The following is a 16,224-nucleotide window of genomic DNA, read 5'->3' on the forward strand; positions in this document are numbered from 1 at the left end:
GGGTTCCTAGAGCCTGTCCAGCATGAACTGAACCTCCCCGTCCACGAAGGTTCCCAGGACACTGCTTGCTGCGAACTCATCCGGCGCAGTCGCGAGTGGATCGAGTTCGAAGGCCGTGAAGTCGGCTCGTTTGCCCACCTCAATCGAACCGGAGACATCCCACAGTCCGGCTGCCCGGGCGGCGTGGGAGGTGTATCCCTCCAAGGCCTGAAGGGCGGTCAGCGCCTGGGCGGGAGCAACCGGATCCTGTTCGGGATGCCCTGAGCGCCTGCGCAACTGGGCGTCGGCAATGATCGGCAGGGGCTGGTACGGTGCGATCGGCCAGTCCGAGCCGATGCCCAGGACGATGCCCGCATCACGGAGGTCCCGGCACCGCCAGGCCCGGTCGGCCCGTTCCTTGCCGAGCCGGGTGGACCAGTTGTCGCTGTGGTCAGCCAATGAGTAGTGGGTGCAATGGCTCGGTTGCATGCTGGCAATGACACCAGCGGCCCTGAATCGCTCCACCAGTTCATCCGGAACGGTTTCGATGTGCTCGATCCTGTGGACGGCCTGCCGGCCAGCGGATCCCGCGGCCTGCGGCAGCGAGCCAAAAGCGTCCAGCACGTGCTCAACGCCTGCGTCCCCGATGGCATGGGTCGCCGTGGGGATTCCACGGGCGGCGAAGAAGTGCACCGCGGCCGCGTATTCTTCCGGACGCGGCCAGAAGGGTGCCGTTGACTGGCCGTAGATATCCGGTTCGTACAGCCATGCTGTGCCGTTGTCGATGGTGCCGTCCACAAAGAGCTTGATGGCTTCAATGGACCACCGCCGCCCGCCAGTGCCGATGGACCGTGCCAGTTGGTCCCAGTCGGCCTCGCCCGTTCCCGGCATGCACCAGGGGGCAGTCCGGAGCCGCAAGGGCAAATCGCCCTCGGCCTCCAAAGCCTGGAGGAGTGCAGTTGTTTCGTCGCTGTGGTCCATCACGTGCCCGCCCGTCAGGCCGGAGCGCGCAAAATCCTGGAGGAGTTGCCCCAGGCGGGCCTTCCGTTCCTGGAACGGCTCCTGGGGAAGGTGGCGTTGCACGAGTTCCATTGCTGCCGCTTCGAGGAGCAGGCCGGTCGGTGCGCCGTCTGCGTCACACACTATCTCGGCCGCTTGCTCGAAATCGCGGCGTCCGTTGACTCCGGCGATCTCCAGGGCCCGGCTGTTGGCCAACGCCGAGTGCCCGTCGAACAGCCGGATCAAGGCCGGCCGACCCTCTGCCAGCTCATCGATGACTGAGCGGTGAAGCGGCTCGGAACCAAAGGCGTTCGGGTTCAGGCCCCATCCACGCAACCAGCCGTCGTCGTTGCTTCGCCTGCTTTCGGCCTGCAGCATGGCGCGGACTTCGTCCAGGGTTCCAGCGGTGGAGAGATCGCACCCGACGGTGAGGTCCAGTCCAAACACCGGGTGGATGTGGCAGTCCACCAGACCCGGGGTGAGCGTCGCGTTGCCCAGGTCGATCACCCGGATGCCCGGCCGTCGCCAGTCTTGTGCCTCCAGGCGGCTCCCGACGGCGGCAACCAGCCCGCCGCTGACCGCGACGGCTTGGATGGGCTCTTCTTCGGTGCGATGGCGGGCAAGCGTGTGGATGGTGTCGGCGAGGATTATCAGGTCAGGAGTCATGGGTTTCAAAGCTTCCAATGCGGTCGAAAACGTGGGGACGGCGGGCGCGCAGGCTGCGGGCCGCCAGCAGTCCGCCGAGGAAAACGGCGGGTGCTACGAGCAGGAGGATGGTGTTGGTCAGTGCATCGGCGAAGGTCAGCAGCTCGATGTTGATGGCGATGAGGGCCACCACACCGAACAGGAGGACGGCGGAGGCGATGCTTATCGGCACCAGCAGTCGGTGGGTGACGGCTTCGGGGTTGCGCCGCAAGTAGAGGAAGGCTGCTACCGAGACCAGTCCCTGGAGCGCGACGATTCCGAAAATGCCGGGGGTATTCACCCAGATCAGCAGTTGCTTGTAGGGATCGGCGCCGGCAACGGCGCAAATGATGATGACGACGGCGGCGAGGATCGTCTGGAGCTGCCCGGCGCGGTGCGGGGACTTGTACTTGGGGTGAGTCCTGCCCAGGAAAGCCGGGAGGACGCCGTCCTTGGCCAGCATGTACACGTAGCGGTTGATGGCGTTATGGAAGGCCAGCTGGGACGCATAGACGCTGGTGACGATGAGGATGTACATGACCACTTCCGCCCACGGCCCCACATAGTGGTTGATGGTGGCGAAGAACATTCCGTCGGCCAGTTCGCCCGCGGCGGCAATGACGTCCCCATCCCCATAGGCCTGAACCACGGTCCAGACGATGAAGGCGTAGAACACGGACATGAAGCCGACGGCGATGTAGGTCGCCCGCGGCACAGACTTGTCCGGGTTCCGCGCTTCGCGACGATACAGCACCGTGGATTCGAAACCCATGAAGGCTGCGAAGCAAATGGCCAGGATTGCGAGCACGCCGGGCGTGAACGCATGTTCGGGCGAGAAGGAGGCCACGCTGATGCCGCTGGCGCCTCCCGCGCTGAGAATACCGACGCCCATGACGGCCAGGATTGCTGTTTCGGCGATGAGCAGTATGCCAAGCACCTTTGCCCCGACGTCGATTCCCCGGTAGCCAAGGAACCAGACAGCGCCTATGGCCACGAGGGCAACCACGGGCCAGGGGACATCCAGGCCGAAGAGCGTGCGGAGCATGGCCTGGGTCTGCACGGCGAAGAGTCCGTAGACGCCGATCTGCAGGCAGTTGTAGGACACGATCGCGAGGATGGCGGAGGCCAGCCCGACGGTCTTGCCCATGGCCAGCGTGATGTACGTGTAGAAGCCGCCTGCGGCCTTGACATGTTTGGTCATGGCCATGAACGCGACGGCGAAGACCAGCAGGACCGCGCCGGCGATGAGGTAGCCCATGGGGGCGCCTATGCCCCCGATGCCGATGGCTACCGGGGCCACGCCGGCCATGACGGTCAGGGGTGCTGCTGCGGAGATCACCAGGAAGGCAATCCCTCCGGTGCCGATGGCATTTCGTTTCAGCCCGTTGGCAGCATCGGCTGCCGGAGGGCGGGTTTCGGTATCAGACATGGGGGCCTCGAAAGTCTCAAGCTGGAAATGTGGGGGAGGAAGGCCTTAGCGAAAGCCTTTCGTTTTATCGTAGGGTGTTGTGACCCGACGCACAATACTTTCGTCCGAAGTTCTGGCTAGAGTCGTACCAACAACCCGATTGGAGTTCCTATGCCACGCCCGCCGGTCCCGCTCATATCCATCGACGCCCTGGTCACGGCTGCCTTGGAACTCGTGGACGAAGCCGGCGATTTCAGCCTGCCCAAACTGGCCAAGAGGATCGGCGTCAGCCAATCGTCCATCTATAACCACGTCAGCGGCAGGGACGAAATCCTTGAGCTCATGCGAGGCCGGATCATTGCCGAAGCCCCCTACCAGCTCGACGAGGGACGCGATTGGGAGCACTCGCTCAGGGCCATCGTCCGCAGTTACCGGGACGCGTTCGCCCGCCACCCCCGCCTGGCGCCCCTGTTGGTCCTGCAGACGGTCCAGGATCCCCAAGTTCTGGCACTCTACGAAAATCTCGCCATCGCCTTGGAAGACGCAGGATTCCGGGGCCGGGACGTAGTGTCGGCGATTTCCACGATTGACAGCTTTGCCTTGGGGTTCGCCCTGGATCTGGCGGCTCCGGATGTGGTGTGGGCGCCGCCCGCCGAGGGCTACCCGAACCTCTCCGAGGCTTTGACGCACTCTGGACCGCCGGCGCAGCGTGGTGAGGCTGCGTTCCACTTCGGCTTGGAAATCCTGGTGGCCGGTTTGCGGTCGCGGCTCCAGCAAACGGTGGCCTGACTCCCAGACTTCTTGGGTACCATTTCGACGGTGACCCACACCGCCATTGATCCCGCCTCCCTGCCCGAGACGTGGTGGGCGGCAGTAGTCCGCGGCTTCACCGACGTCCACACCAGCTCCGTGCCGCTGCCTGTGCTGCTCGCAATCCTTGTGGGCGCCACGCTCCTGAGCATTCCCCGCATCACCTGGCGTTGGTTCGGTCTTTACGTGACGTTCGTGCACGAACTCGGCCATGCCTATGCAGCGCTCATGACTGGACGCTTTGTACACAGCCTCCACATCGGGCTGGACCACTCCGGCCGGCTGGTCAGCAGTGGCCGGAGTGCCTTTGGTGCGGCGTGGTCCGGGTTCTGGGGCTATCCGGCGCCGGCCGTCGTCGGACTGGCCCTGATTGCTGCCTTCTCAGCCGGACGTTCGGGCGCGGCAATGTCCATCGGAGCGATCATCCTCTTGGTTTCGCTGATTTTCCTGCGCAACCTCACGGGCATCCTGGTGGCCGTGGTCAGCGCAGCCACCGCCCAACTGTTGATCATCTTCGCGTCGCCCGAAGCCGTGAACTACGTGGTGTTGGCGCTCGGAATCGCCCTGACCGTGGGCGGTGTGCGGGATCTGCTCAAACTGGCCGGTGTCCATACCCGGCGGCGGAACCGGCTCCAGTCATCGGATGCATGGATCCTGGGACGAACCACTGGAGTACCAGGGTTCGTGTGGATAACAGCGTTCACGGCAGTCATTGCAGCATGCGCCGCAGCCTTGGTGTGGCTGCTCTGGGATGTAGTGGGAGTCGTGCTCAGCTGATCCGCGCGGCTCCGCCGTTGCCTCTTGCCCTGCGGTTGCTTGAGGGTGTCCAATCCTTGTACATGTTCGAACCATCCCAGGCGTTCGGACCACAGGCTTGGATACGACACCAGGAGGTGCCCATGTCCGCGAAGGGCGCACGGGAAACAGCCAAGGCGGCGGGAGCAAGCGCTCCCGAGTCCCGACGAAGCGACAACGGGACAGGCCTTTCCGCCACCGACCCCACCCTGATCCGCAACGTGGCACTGGTGGGACATTCCGGCGCGGGCAAGACCATGCTCGTCGAGGCGCTCTTGGCCGCGACGGGTGCCATCACCCGGATGGGTTCCATCATTGAAGGCACCACGGTGGGCGATGCGGATCCGTCCGCGGTCCATCAACAGCGCTCCGTCACGCTCTCGGTGGCGCCCATCCGGGTGGGTGACGTCAAAGTCAACCTCATTGACACTCCGGGGTACACGGATTTCACCGGCGAATTGCGTGCCGGACTCAGGGCCGCTGATGCGGCCCTTTTTGTTGTCTCGGCCGTCGATGGAATCGACGGCGCCACCATTGCCCTCTGGAATGAGTGCGGGAGGATCCGCCTGCCACGGGCCGTAGTGGTCAGCCGCCTGGACCATCCGCGCGCCGACTTCAGTGCCGCCGTCGTTCGCTGCCAGGACGCGTTCGGCGAGGCGGTGCTGCCGTTGTACCTCCCGGCAGGGGACGCCCTCGCCGGTGTGCTTCACGGAACTGACACCCCGTTCGACGCCGCCACGGCCGCAGCCTTGGAGGACGCCCGTGGACCCCTTATTGAGGGCATCATCGCCGAAAGCGAAGATGAGACACTCATGGACCGCTACCTGGGCGGTGAGGAATTGCCCTTGGCGGACCTCATCGACGACCTCGAAACAGCGGTCTCCCGCGGCAGCTTCTTTCCCGTCATACCCACCTCGGCTGAAACAGGGTTGGGCCTGGCCGAACTTATGTCCCTGCTCACTGACGCCCTGCCCTCACCGGCCGAGCGTTCAGCACCACCGGCCATGAAGCTGGACGGTGCGTCCCTCAAGCCTCTCGGATGCAACCCGGATGGGCCGCTGGCGGCAGAGGTGGTCCGGACCACCGTGGATCCGTTCCTTGGCCGGGTATGCCTGGTACGGGTGTTTTCCGGGACCCTGCGGGAGGACTCGGCCATCCACATCGGCGGACGCGGGCTGGCCGACAGGGGACACGAAGACCACGACAGCGATGAACGGGTAACGCACTTGTACTCACCCGTTGGTTCCAGCCTGAAGGCAGTGCCGCAGTGCATCGCCGGAGACATTTGTGCCATCAGCAAGCTCGCGGGCGCCGAGACGGGGGACACGGTTTCGGACCGCGAGAACCCCCTGCTGATCGAAACCTGGAACATTCCTGAGCCGCTCATGCCCATTGCCGTTGAGGGCGCCTCCCGCAGTGACGAAGATGCGTTGGCCAAGAGCATCGGCAAGATTGCTGCTGCCGATCCCACCCTCCGGGTGGAACGCAACCAGGACACCCATCAACTGGTGCTGTGGTGCATGGGGGAGGCGCACGCCGAAGTGGTCCTGGACAGGCTTCGCAACCAAGGCGTCAAGCTGCAAACCGTGGATGTGGTCACGCCGCTGCGCGAGACGTTTGCCTCCAAGGCATCCGGTCACGGGCGGCATGTGAAGCAGTCCGGCGGCCACGGCCAGTTCGCCATCTGCGACATCGAGGTGGAGCCGCTGGCCCGGGGTGAAGGATTCCAGTTCGTGGACAAGATCGTTGGGGGCGTCATCCCCGGCACGTTCGTTACGTCGGTTGAGAAAGGCGTCCGTGCGCAAATGCTGAAGGGTGTCGCCGAGGGCTTTCCCGTAGTGGACATCAAAGTGACCCTGGTGGGCGGCAAGACACACAGCGTGGACTCGTCCGACGCCGCCTTCCAGTCGGCCGGTGCCTTGGCCCTTCGCGAAGCCGCGGGGGCAGCAAAAATCCAACTGCTGGAACCGGTGTCCAGCGTCGTGGTCAGCGTCCCGGACGCATATGTGGGCACGGTCATGAGCGACCTGTCCGGCCGGCGGGGCCGGGTGACCGGTACGGACAGTGGAGGCGGCGAGGGTGCCGAGGTCAGTGCCGAAGTGCCCGACCAGGAGCTCCTGCGCTACGCGATCGAGCTGCGGGCGTTGACCGCCGGGACGGGAAGGTTCAGGCGTTCGTATCTTCGCCACGAACCGCTGGCCAAATAGGCTAGGCCTGATCCCGCAGGAAAGCCGCCGTGGCCGGCGCCAGCGAAGCCCCTGTCTCGGCGGCAGTCCGCTTCACGCCTTTGACTGCGAACGAATGGTCTCCGCCCTCGCACCACTGGAGGGTCGCCGTCGGGCCGATCCGCTCAACAACGGACTCAAGCAACTCAGGCGTGGCGAACGTATCCCGGGTACCTTGCAGGAACAGCATGGGCGCGGTGATGCCGTAAAGGTGTTCATCGCGGAGCTTGTCCGGCTTGCCGGGTGCGTGCAGGGGGTAGCCGAAGTACACCAGGCCCGTGGCGGCCATGCCTTCGGCCACTGCCATGGAGGCCATTCGTCCACCGAAGGACTTTCCCGAAGCCCACAGGGGTTCACCGTCCGAGAGTTCCGCGGCTTTGTCCATCACGGACCGCCAGGTCGCGATGGCCAGGGGAGGGCGGTCGGGGAACTTCCGGCCCGCCTCGCGGTAGGGGAAGTTGAAGCGAAGAGTGGCGACGCCTTCGTTGGCCATGGCCTCCGAAAAGCCCTGCAGGAACGGATGCTCCATCCCTGCACCTGCACCGTGGGCAACAACCAAGGTCGCAAAGGGATTCTCCGGACGGATGTGGAGCCCGGAGACGCGGAGGTCGTCGACGGCAATGGTCAGTGCGGTTTCGGTGTGCGGCATACAACCATCATGGTCCAGCCGGGCCGTCCCGATGGCATGCAACCGCCACCTCGGCAAAACGCGGGCAGAAAAATGCTCCGAAATGCCAGCGGCGTGCTGACGCGCACGGTCTCCACGCGATAGCTTGTGGCCATGGCGAGCGAATCCACCACCCTGACCGTGCCCGGCCCCGAAGGTCCCCGCGAGGTCCGCATTTCCAGTCCAAGCCGCGTCGTGTGGCCGGAGGCCGGGGTGACCAAACTGGATCTTGCCACCTATCTGGCGGAAGTGGGCGATGCCTTTGTCGCAGCGAACGGGAACCGTCCGGTCAGCCTGCAGCGTTACTCGGGCACCATCGAGGGGGACATGTTCTTCTCGAAGAACCCTCCCAAGGGCGCTCCGGACTATATCCGATCGGTCATGGTGACGTACCCGAGCGCGCGGTCCCACCCGCAATTGGTGATTGACGAACCGGCGGCTGCTGTGTGGGCGGCCCAAATGAACACCGTAGTCTTCCACCCGTGGGCGTCGCGGGCCAACGATCCCGACAACCCGGACCAATTGCGGATCGACCTCGACCCCCAGCCCGGCACCGATTTCGCGGATGCGATCCCGGCCGCCCAGGAACTCCGGTCAGTATTGGACGAAGCGGGGCTGACTGCCTTCATCAAGACATCGGGCAACCGTGGCCTGCACGTTTACGCTCCAATCCACCCCAAGCACGAGTTCCTTGATGTCAGGCATGCTGTCATTGCTGCCGGCCGCGAATTGGAACGCCGGATGCCGGACACAGTCACCACGGCCTGGTGGAAAGAGGAGAGGGGAGCGCGGATTTTCGTGGACTTCAACCAAGCCAACCGGGACAGGACCATTGCCGGTGCCTACAGCCCGCGTGCCGTTCCCCGGGCACAGGTCTCATGCCCTCTTGCCTGGGACGAACTGGAGAACGCCGATCCCGCAAAGTACACCATCACGACCGTCCCGGAGCGCCTGAAGAAGCTGGGGGACCCCTGGGCGGCCATGCATGAGAAGCCCGGCGATATCGATGTGCTGCTGCAGTGGTGGGAACGTGACGTGCAAAACGGCCAAGGGGAAATGCCCTTCCCGCCCGAATTCCCCAAGATGCCGGGCGAGCCCATGCGGGTGCAGCCCAGCCGCGCACGCAAGCCGGAGGAACCAGCGGGGAGCTAGGGTGAAGCCGGTTCCGCTTCGGTTAGTCCCGCCGTCGGGCTATTCGAAGCGGGATGTGTCGCCGGTGCCCCGCCGTACTACCTCGGCCACGCCGCTGGAGAAATCGATCACCGTGGTGGGTTCCGAGCCGGTGTCTCCCGAGTCGATGACGCCATCCACTTCGTTGTCCAGCCGTTCTTTGATTTCCCAGCCCTGGGTCAACGGCTCTTCTTCGTCCGGAAGCAGGAGCGTGCTGGAAAGCAACGGTTCGCCCAATTCGGCAAGGATCGCCTGGACCACCTTGTGGTCCGGGATGCGCACGCCCACGGTCTTCTTCTTGGGGTGGAGGAGGCGCTTCGGGACTTCGCGCGTGGCGGGGAGGATGAACGTGTAACTGCCCGGAGTCACTGCCTTGATGCTCCGGAAGACGTCATTGTCCAGCATCACGAACTGCCCCATCTGGGCGAAGTCTTTACAGACCAGCGTGAAATGGTGCTTGTCGTCGAGGTGTCGGATGGCCCGGATCCGGTCCAGCGCTTCCCGGTTTCCGATCTGCGCGCCCAATGCATAGCAGGAGTCGGTGGGGTACGCGATGAGTCCGCCGTCCTGCAGCATGTTGACCACCTGGCCAATGGCCCGGGGTTGGGGATCTACAGGATGGACGTCGAAGAATCTGGCCATGGGACGAGCCTACGGCAAAGCTAGGACAGGACGTCCTTATTGGAGAACTTTGCGTACGCGAGGGCGCCGCACACCGCGATGTAACCGGCCTGGAGCAGTGCGTTGTCACCAAAGGAACCCCACGCGATGGGCTGCCGCAACAGGTCGGCGAAACCGAGCCAATGGTGGCTGAACAACCATGGGTGCAGCCATTCGAGCTGGGGCAGGTTGTCCAGGACCTGCGAGACGACGGCCAGCACGATCGTGGCGGCCATCGCTCCCACGGGAACGTCGGTGAACGTGGAGATGAGCAGGCCGATCGCGGAAAGGCCCAGCAGGGAGACGGTGATGTAGGCGGCGATCAGCAGGGACCGCACCACGGATTCGCCAACGCTGATGGTGTCGCCGGAGAGCAGCGTCACCGGACCGATCGGAAAAAGCACGACGCCGGCCAAGGCACCTGCCGTCGCCACGGTAGCGGTGGCTGCGCAACAGAAGGCGACGGCACCGGCATACTTCACCAGCAGGAGCCGGATCCGGCCGGCGGGTGCCAGCAAGAGGTACCTGAGCGTGCCGAGGTTCGCTTCGCCCGCGATGGTGTCTCCGGCCACCACACCGACAGTCAAGGGAAGGAACAACGGGACGCAGACCACCAGCGCGGTCACGGCAACGAACAGTCCGTTCTGGCTCACGCGGTCAAGGAACAGCGGACCACGCCCGGGCGGGACTTCCCGGGAAGAAAGCTTCACCGCAACGGCAATCAGCACTGGCACGGCAGCGAGGGCCAGCAGCATCGCCAAGGTACGGAGCCGACGGAACAGCACCGACAGTTCGGAGCCTGCGAGCCGCCAGCCCGATCCAGGGCGAGGCCGTGCAGCACCCGTTTCAACTGCTTCAGCCGACAACGTCGAACCCCTCTCCGGTGAGCGAAACGTACCGTTCTTCCAGGCTGGCGTTTTCCACGGAGAACCCGCGCACCCTGACGCCGTCCCCTACCAAGGCGGCAACGATCGCCTCGGGTGCCACACCATCCAGCCCGGTGCCCAGCAGCGCGCCCGGAGCCGGGGCCGGACCGGGTACCAGGCCCAGGCGCGTCAGGACACGGGCGGCATGGTCGACGTCGGGCGTTTGCACCAATACGTGTGCCTGCCCGGCGGACCGGAGTTGATCCAGGGGACCCTGGGCCACCAGCCTCCCGGCACTCATGACGCCGACGTGGGTGCACATGTGTTCCACCTCGGCCAAAAGGTGGCTGGAAACGAAGACCGTGGTGCCTCCGGCCGCCAAGGACCTGACCAGGTTGCGCACCTCCCGCGTGCCCTGCGGATCCAGGCCGTTGGTCGGCTCGTCCAGGACCAGGAGTTCCCTCGGCCTGAGCAGCGCATTGGCCAGGCCAAGCCGTTGCTTCATTCCCAGGGAATATGCCCGGACCTTCTTCCGTGCTGCGTGGCTGAGGCCCACACGACCCAGCGCGTCTTCCACGCGTTGGCGCCGCGTGGCCGGGGAAGCATGCCTGTCAGCGGCGTCCAGTCGCATGAGGTTTCCTGCACCCGTGAGGAACGGATAGAAGCCGGGGCCCTCCACCAAGGCGCCTACATCCGGGAGGACGGCGGACAGGCTTTGCGGCATGTCCCGGCCCAGCACCCGGATCAGGCCCTTGTCCGCAGAGGCCAGGCCCAGGAGCATGCGGATGGTGGTGGTCTTCCCTGACCCGTTGGGTCCCAGGAAGCCGAAGACTGCGCCACGGGGCACGGCCAAGTCGATGCCGTCCACGGCTGCGCGGCGGCCGAAACTCTTCAGCAGGCCACGCGTCTCTATGGCGAGGTCACCGCTGTCCCCGACGCGCGCCTCCTTGGCAGGAGGTCCCTCAACCGGCGGCAGCGGCTGACTCAAGTCGGTCCAAAGGAACCATGCCCGCCAAGACGCGGCCGTCGTCGAGAATCAAGACGCTTACCAGGGAGGTGGTCAAAGCCCGCCCGCCGGCCACCGGCTGCAGTACTTGTGACAGCTGGGGGTTGGAAAGGAGCCCGGCCGGCGCGGAACCAGCCGGCAAAGCCATGACAGAACCCCATCCTTCACCAGTAATGCTGGGGCCCGGGTGGGGGAGCGGCATGGCCCGTGGGGCATCAGGGGCGGGCGTTGTGGTTTCGGGGACCGGCAGCGGCGGAGCAGGCTTGGCGGCTACGATCTCTTCCTTTACCGTCGCACCCGCGGGTGGCGTGAAAGTGAAGAGGGCTGCATCCGGGGCCGAGAGGACCAGCTCCGTGAACGCGAGGGAGTAGGCCGGTTCAGCTTGGCCCTTGGCCTTCACGGTCACGCCCAGAGGAAACCCCGTTTCGGAGTCGGCGTTGATGGTCACCGAGTCCACCAGCGTGTCCGCGGAGCGCGGAGTCAGCGTCAGGCTGTAGGCGCTGCGTCCCGCCACGGTGGAAGCCCCGCCCACGGTAACCTCAGTGCTGGAATCCACGGCCGCCAGGAAGCGCGTGGCAAGTGCCTCGGGGGTCAGTTCCCCGTAACGGGGCTGCCTCGCGGGCGGGACCTCCGTGCCGCTGGTGCCCGTTCGCGAGGGCAGGGCTGCATGGACCACGCTGTTGTCCGAGGAGTTGTAGAACCAGGCGTCGGTTCCGTTGACGATCACGTCCCGCTCCGCCATGCGGTCCAGGACCTGCACCCGCGCCTGGCCGGGGGCGTCCACGTACACACGGGCAGTATGCGAACCGCTCAGGAATTCCAAGGCCGAGCCCGCCCCGGCCGCTGCTCCCACGCCGGTGCCCACGTCCGGCAGGCCGAGGTTCGCCTCCTGGGAGACCGTTCCCGAGAATGCCCGGACGGACGTCTTGGCGATCATGGCCAGGATTTCCGCGGCGGACTTCGGCGGGAGCGACGGGGCGGCACCTGCTTGGATGGATCCAACGAGGATCGCCGCTATGAGCGCAAGGGGGATGAGGAGAGCAGGCAGCCAACGCTGCTTTGCCCGTGACATGGTTACCGACCACCGTGCGTGAGAGGCATGGTTCCAGCCTACTCCGGTTACTGCCGCGCATCACGGGTGGTGGCTGGTGAACGCCGGGCGGCAGCACCAGCCACGCGACCCGCGTCTACCAGGTCTCGGTCACCTTCAGCAGGCCCCGCGGCGAGTCGGGATCGTTGCCGCGGTCCACGGACAACGTCAGCGCCAATCGCTGCAGCGGCAGGATCTGCACAACGGGGGCGAGTTCCTCCGGGATGCCCGCCGGCACCGGGAGCACCAGGTCCTTGGGTCCGGCCACAGTGGGGTCACCAACAACGCAAACGTGGGCACCGCGATCCGCGAGCCTTTCGAGCACGGGACGCATGGCGGCTCCGCCGATGCCTTCCGGAACCACAGCGATCACCGGATGTTGGGAATCGACCATGGCGAACGGTCCATGAAGGAGGTCCGCGCCGGAGAACGCCTGCGCCGGAAGGTAGGAGGTCTCCATGAGCTTGAGCGCACCCTCACGGGCCGTCGGATAGGAGTAGCCGCGTCCCGTGGTGATGATCCGGTCAGCGAACCGGTACCGGCCTGCCACCTCCAGCACCGAATCATCCGCCAGGACAGTCTCCGCCCAACCGGGCAGGCCTTCGGCAGCCGCGCCGGTACCACCACGCCACGCGTCGATCAGCAGCCACAAGGCCAGCAATTGCGCCGTGTAGCTCTTGGTGGCTGCCACCGCAGCTTCGTTCCCGGCGTGGATGTCCAGGTGGTGTTCGGCTGCGGCCGCCAAAGGCGACGCCGGCGAGTTGGTCACCGCAACGGTGAGGGCACCGAGACGACGGGCCGCCCCCGTCGACTCCACCAGGTCCGGCGAACCGCCGGACTGGCTCACGGCCAACCACAAAACCCCCTCCAGTTGCGGCGTGGCGCCGTAAGCGGTGAGGGTCGACGGCGACGCGAGGCCAACGGGCAAGCCGAGGTTGATCTCAATGAGGTACTTCGCGTACAAAGCTGCGTGGTCGCTGGTACCTCGGGCGGCCAGGAGGACAAAGCGTGGCGAGGCCTTCCGGATGATCGCCGCAATGGCCGCGAACTGCCGGCCCCCTGGCTCAAGGAGCCCGGCCAGCACCGCTGGTTGTTGGTTGATCTCGCTGGCCATCCGGAAGCCGGGAGTACTCGAAGCGCTGGGGGCAGGGGAAGTGATGGTCATGATTCCTGTCGGTTGTCGTAAGGGCAAAACGGAGTATTCAGGCCTGAAGTAGTTCCGCGGCCAATGTCACCGCGCCACGCACCGGCGACTGGGTCAGGATGCGGACCGCCTCGGGGTCCTCGGCGCCGATCTTCCTGGACACGGCGCTTGCCAGTTGCTGCTGGTTGACCAGCAGGCCACCTGCCATCACCAAAGGCAGGTGGAGCCCGAGTTCCCCCAGCACCTGCCTCGCCATGGAGGCGAGGGAGTGGGCAGCCTCAGCCTGGATGCGCAACGCCGCCGGGTCGCCGTCGACGGCCAGTTCCAGGACCAAGGGCGCCAGGCTGGCCCAGTGGTCCGGTTCCGGTTTGGCGTAGAACAAGTCCATCAACTGCAAGGCATCGGCGCTCGCGGTCGCGGCAAGGAGCGCTCGGACCAGCGTTCCCGGCTCAAGGCCCGCGTAGTGCTCACGGAGAGCTTCCCGCACTGCGTCCCTCACCACGGAGTAGCCGCCGCCTTCGTCTCCCAGGAGATAACCGAAGCCGCCGCTGCGTGCCTCGCGGCCGTCCTCGTTCCGGCCCCACGCCACCGAACCGGTGCCGGCCACCAGGACGGCTCCCGCCTCGAGGTCCGCGGCGGCGAGGATGATCCGGGTGTCATGGACCACGCTGATGCGGGCGCCGGGAAAGTGCTCCGCGAGCAGGGCGGAAAGCACGGCACGGCTGGCGGGCGTGTCCGCCCCGGCCGCACCGGCGCAGACGGCTTTCACGCCGTCGCCCGCGGCCGCGGCGATGCGGCGCAGGACGGCGTCCACGCCTTGGTGGCCCACGGAGGAAAGGTTGGCGCTCGATTCGGTGATTTCCGGAAGGTCCCCGCCGTTGCTGCGCCCACGGGCCGGGTCCACCTCCGAGCGGAGTGCATGCGTTCGTGAACCGCCGATGTGGAGGCCGAGGACTGCCGGGCTCATCGGGCCTCCTCCTGTGTCCATCGGGCGTTCCCGCAATCGGGGTGGTGCGTGGCGAACTTCATGGGGCGATCCTTCCGCTTCAGACCAACTCGGACTAGATTGGCATAGACCAAAATTTGTGTCTACAAGTAGGATGTCCAATATGTCCACTGATGTCGCGCCGGCCGCCCCGAAGTACTACGTCTTGAAGACCGAGGTCCTCACTTTGATCTCGGGACTGCAGCCAGGCACACTCATTCCTACCGAACGCGCCCTCGCCGAGAAATACAAGACCTCACGCACCACCGTCAGGCAGGCCATCAGCGAACTCGTGGCAGAAGGGAAGCTGGGTCGCATCCAGGGCCACGGCACCTTCGTGGCCCCACCGAAGATGACGCACGTCCGCCAATTGACCTCGTTTTCAGACGATGCCCGGAGCCAAGGACTCCGCCCGGACTCGAAGTTGCTGGCGCTCACGGGCACAAAAGCGGACGCCGACGTCGCGGCGCACCTGGGACTGGACCACGGAGATCCCGTGACGCGCCTTGTACGCATCCGCCTCATCGATGGTGAACCCCTGGCGCACGAGGTGGCCTGGCTTCCGGGGAAGCTTCCGCGCTTCAAGGCCAACCTTGCCAAAGCCGGGTCCCTGTACCTCGCACTGGCCACCGTGTACGGCATCCACATTTCCGACGTCGAGGACACCGTCGAAACAGCCTTGGCCGGTCCCGAGGATGTCCGGCTGCTCGGCATCGAAATGGGCGCACCCCTGCTGGTGGTGCACCGCCTGGCGCGCGACGCCGCGGGGGCGCCGGTAGAGTGGACGCGCAGCGCCTTCCGCGGAGACCGGTTCCGCTTCGTCTCCAGGGTCAAGGCGGATTCCTAGCCACGTCATGACACGGGAGAGCCGGCAGGAGGCGTAGTGGCGAATTCCCCATCCGGTGAATCGATCATCAGCAGGGTGGTGCGGTTGGTTGAAGCCTTCGACGACGGCCACAGGACCATGAGCGTCGCCGCACTTTGCCGCCGCTCGGGACTGCCGGTGACCACCACGTACCGCTTGGTGGACGAACTGTTGGCCGAAGGGCTCCTGGAGCGGGAAGCCAATGGGGACGTACGGATCGGCACCAAACTGTGGGAGCTGGCCTCACGCAGCTCCCGGATGATGGGCCTGCGTGAGGCCGCGCTTCCCTTCATGGAAGACGTCCAATCAGTCGTCCAGCACTCCACAACGCTGGGCATCCTCGATTCGGACGAAGTCCTCTACATCGAGCGGATCGGATCGCGGGAGTCCATGGTGGACATTACCAAAGTGGCCGGCCGGCTCCCGGTCCACGGCACATCTTCCGGCCTGGTGCTGCTGGCGCACTCCACAGCGGAGTACCAGGAGCTCTTCTTGTCCCGCCGGCTGCAGAAGTTCACGGACTCCACTTTGACCGATCCTGCCGAACTTCGCCGCCATCTGGCTCAGATCCGACAACAGGGTTTCGCCGTCATGCCGGGCATCATCGTGCCTGAATCCAGCGGTATTGCCGTTCCTGTCTACGGCCCATCCAACACGGTGCTTGCGGCGCTCAGCGTCGTGGTGCCCAGGAACGAAGAAGACGCCCCGGCCCGGGTACCGGTCCTGATGGCTGCAGCCAGGGCAATCTCGCGGAGCCTGGGATGGCATGGCGAGCTCAAAGGCGCGCTCCGACAAAGCAACGGCCGCATGTGATTCCCGATCATCGGTAATGCTGTGGTTCCACTCACACCATGGTTGGCACAGTGGAGCC

15 protein-coding genes are annotated in these 16,224 nt (G+C 65.5%); 6 read left to right on the plus strand and 9 right to left on the minus strand.

The genetic code is table 11. The annotated features are described in order from the left end of the window. Positions 1-6: 6 nt before the first annotated feature. The gene (locus ACFVSJ_RS13405) at positions 7-1,644 is read right to left on the minus strand and encodes an amidohydrolase (protein WP_387437284.1); all 1,638 of its coding nucleotides are present in this window, start codon (positions 1,642-1,644) and stop codon (positions 7-9) included. Next, entirely contained in the window at positions 1,634-3,091 is a 1,458-nt protein-coding gene (locus ACFVSJ_RS13410; RefSeq protein ID WP_387437285.1) for an APC family permease, read from the minus strand. The genes ACFVSJ_RS13405 and ACFVSJ_RS13410 overlap by 11 nt, the downstream gene beginning before the upstream one ends. 150 nt (positions 3,092-3,241) lie before the next feature. On the opposite strand from ACFVSJ_RS13410, the gene ACFVSJ_RS13415 reads away from it, so the two are divergent. The 3 genes from ACFVSJ_RS13415 (at position 3,242) to ACFVSJ_RS13425 (ending at position 6,882) form a co-directional block, all read left to right on the plus strand. Next, positions 3,242-3,859, plus strand: a complete 618-nt coding sequence (locus ACFVSJ_RS13415) for a TetR/AcrR family transcriptional regulator C-terminal domain-containing protein (protein ID WP_387437286.1) — start codon at positions 3,242-3,244, stop codon at positions 3,857-3,859. A 30-nt stretch (positions 3,860-3,889) separates the two neighbouring features. After that, positions 3,890-4,657, plus strand: coding sequence for a M50 family metallopeptidase (locus ACFVSJ_RS13420; protein ID WP_387437287.1), 768 nt, complete (start codon positions 3,890-3,892; stop codon positions 4,655-4,657). A gap of 122 nt (positions 4,658-4,779) precedes the next feature. Next, complete coding sequence (locus ACFVSJ_RS13425) at positions 4,780-6,882, plus strand: elongation factor G-like protein EF-G2 (RefSeq protein WP_387437288.1); 2,103 nt, start codon at positions 4,780-4,782, stop codon at positions 6,880-6,882. A 1-nt stretch (position 6,883) separates the two neighbouring features. On the opposite strand, the gene ACFVSJ_RS13430 is transcribed toward ACFVSJ_RS13425, so the two are convergent. Beyond that, positions 6,884-7,549 carry an alpha/beta family hydrolase gene (locus ACFVSJ_RS13430; RefSeq protein WP_387437289.1) on the minus strand — a complete coding sequence of 222 codons (666 nt, stop codon included), beginning with the start codon at positions 7,547-7,549 and terminating at the stop codon, positions 6,884-6,886. 132 nt (positions 7,550-7,681) lie between these two features. On the opposite strand from ACFVSJ_RS13430, the gene ligD reads away from it, so the two are divergent. Beyond that, complete coding sequence (gene ligD / locus ACFVSJ_RS13435; RefSeq protein ID WP_387437290.1) at positions 7,682-8,719, plus strand: non-homologous end-joining DNA ligase; 1,038 nt, start codon at positions 7,682-7,684, stop codon at positions 8,717-8,719. A gap of 39 nt (positions 8,720-8,758) precedes the next feature. Here the strand turns inward: ligD and ACFVSJ_RS13440 are convergent, their stop codons facing one another. The 6 genes from ACFVSJ_RS13440 to ACFVSJ_RS13465 all read right to left on the minus strand — a co-directional run bounded on the left by ACFVSJ_RS13440 (position 8,759) and on the right by ACFVSJ_RS13465 (position 14,470). Further along, the gene (locus tag ACFVSJ_RS13440) at positions 8,759-9,379 is read right to left on the minus strand and encodes an L-threonylcarbamoyladenylate synthase (protein WP_387437291.1); all 621 of its coding nucleotides are present in this window, start codon (positions 9,377-9,379) and stop codon (positions 8,759-8,761) included. Between the two features lie 20 nt (positions 9,380-9,399). Continuing rightward, positions 9,400-10,263: an ABC transporter permease gene (locus ACFVSJ_RS13445; RefSeq protein WP_387437292.1), complete on the minus strand. Its 864-nt coding sequence runs from the start codon at positions 10,261-10,263 to the stop codon at positions 9,400-9,402. Next, on the minus strand, positions 10,253-11,239 hold the full coding sequence (locus tag ACFVSJ_RS13450) for an ABC transporter ATP-binding protein (RefSeq protein ID WP_387437355.1): 987 nt from the start codon (positions 11,237-11,239) through the stop codon (positions 10,253-10,255). Before ACFVSJ_RS13450 ends, ACFVSJ_RS13445 begins: the two co-directional genes overlap by 11 nt. Beyond that, positions 11,226-12,341 carry an outer membrane lipoprotein carrier protein LolA gene (locus tag ACFVSJ_RS13455; RefSeq protein WP_387437293.1) on the minus strand — a complete coding sequence of 372 codons (1,116 nt, stop codon included), beginning with the start codon at positions 12,339-12,341 and terminating at the stop codon, positions 11,226-11,228. The genes ACFVSJ_RS13450 and ACFVSJ_RS13455 overlap by 14 nt, the downstream gene beginning before the upstream one ends. A 115-nt stretch (positions 12,342-12,456) precedes the next feature. Next, positions 12,457-13,524 (minus strand): SIS domain-containing protein, encoded by a 1,068-nt coding sequence (locus ACFVSJ_RS13460; protein WP_387437294.1) that lies wholly within the window; start codon positions 13,522-13,524, stop codon positions 12,457-12,459. A gap of 37 nt (positions 13,525-13,561) precedes the next feature. Further along, positions 13,562-14,470: an N-acetylglucosamine kinase gene (locus ACFVSJ_RS13465; protein WP_387437295.1), complete on the minus strand. Its 909-nt coding sequence runs from the start codon at positions 14,468-14,470 to the stop codon at positions 13,562-13,564. A 133-nt stretch (positions 14,471-14,603) separates the two neighbouring features. Here ACFVSJ_RS13465 and ACFVSJ_RS13470 point away from each other — a divergent pair, with 133 nt between their 5' ends. Both ACFVSJ_RS13470 and ACFVSJ_RS13475 read left to right on the plus strand, forming a co-directional pair. After that, complete coding sequence (locus tag ACFVSJ_RS13470; RefSeq protein ID WP_387437356.1) at positions 14,604-15,335, plus strand: GntR family transcriptional regulator; 732 nt, start codon at positions 14,604-14,606, stop codon at positions 15,333-15,335. A gap of 36 nt (positions 15,336-15,371) precedes the next feature. Beyond that, the gene (locus tag ACFVSJ_RS13475; RefSeq protein ID WP_387437296.1) at positions 15,372-16,166 is read left to right on the plus strand and encodes an IclR family transcriptional regulator; all 795 of its coding nucleotides are present in this window, start codon (positions 15,372-15,374) and stop codon (positions 16,164-16,166) included. Positions 16,167-16,224: the final 58 nt, after the last annotated feature.

The sequence above is a fragment of the Paenarthrobacter sp. NPDC058040 genome, from assembly GCF_042885775.1.
Classification (GTDB): Bacteria; Actinomycetota; Actinomycetes; order Actinomycetales; family Micrococcaceae; genus Arthrobacter.

Excerpts from the sequence above, each read along its gene's own strand:
- ACFVSJ_RS13405 (WP_387437284.1), bottom strand. The coding sequence starts at position 1,644 with ATGACTCCTGACCTGATAATCCTCGCCGACACCATCCACACGCTTGCC.
- ACFVSJ_RS13410 (WP_387437285.1), bottom strand. The coding sequence starts at position 3,091 with ATGTCTGATACCGAAACCCGCCCTCCGGCAGCCGATGCTGCCAACGGG.
- ACFVSJ_RS13415 (WP_387437286.1), top strand. The coding sequence starts at position 3,242 with ATGCCACGCCCGCCGGTCCCGCTCATATCCATCGACGCCCTGGTCACG.
- ACFVSJ_RS13425 (WP_387437288.1), top strand. The coding sequence starts at position 4,780 with ATGTCCGCGAAGGGCGCACGGGAAACAGCCAAGGCGGCGGGAGCAAGC.
- ACFVSJ_RS13430 (WP_387437289.1), bottom strand. The coding sequence starts at position 7,549 with ATGCCGCACACCGAAACCGCACTGACCATTGCCGTCGACGACCTCCGC.
- ligD (WP_387437290.1), top strand. The coding sequence starts at position 7,682 with ATGGCGAGCGAATCCACCACCCTGACCGTGCCCGGCCCCGAAGGTCCC.
- ACFVSJ_RS13440 (WP_387437291.1), bottom strand. The coding sequence starts at position 9,379 with ATGGCCAGATTCTTCGACGTCCATCCTGTAGATCCCCAACCCCGGGCC.
- ACFVSJ_RS13455 (WP_387437293.1), bottom strand. The coding sequence starts at position 12,341 with ATGTCACGGGCAAAGCAGCGTTGGCTGCCTGCTCTCCTCATCCCCCTT.
- ACFVSJ_RS13460 (WP_387437294.1), bottom strand. The coding sequence starts at position 13,524 with ATGACCATCACTTCCCCTGCCCCCAGCGCTTCGAGTACTCCCGGCTTC.
- ACFVSJ_RS13465 (WP_387437295.1), bottom strand. The coding sequence starts at position 14,470 with ATGAGCCCGGCAGTCCTCGGCCTCCACATCGGCGGTTCACGAACGCAT.
- ACFVSJ_RS13470 (WP_387437356.1), top strand. The coding sequence starts at position 14,604 with ATGTCCAATATGTCCACTGATGTCGCGCCGGCCGCCCCGAAGTACTAC.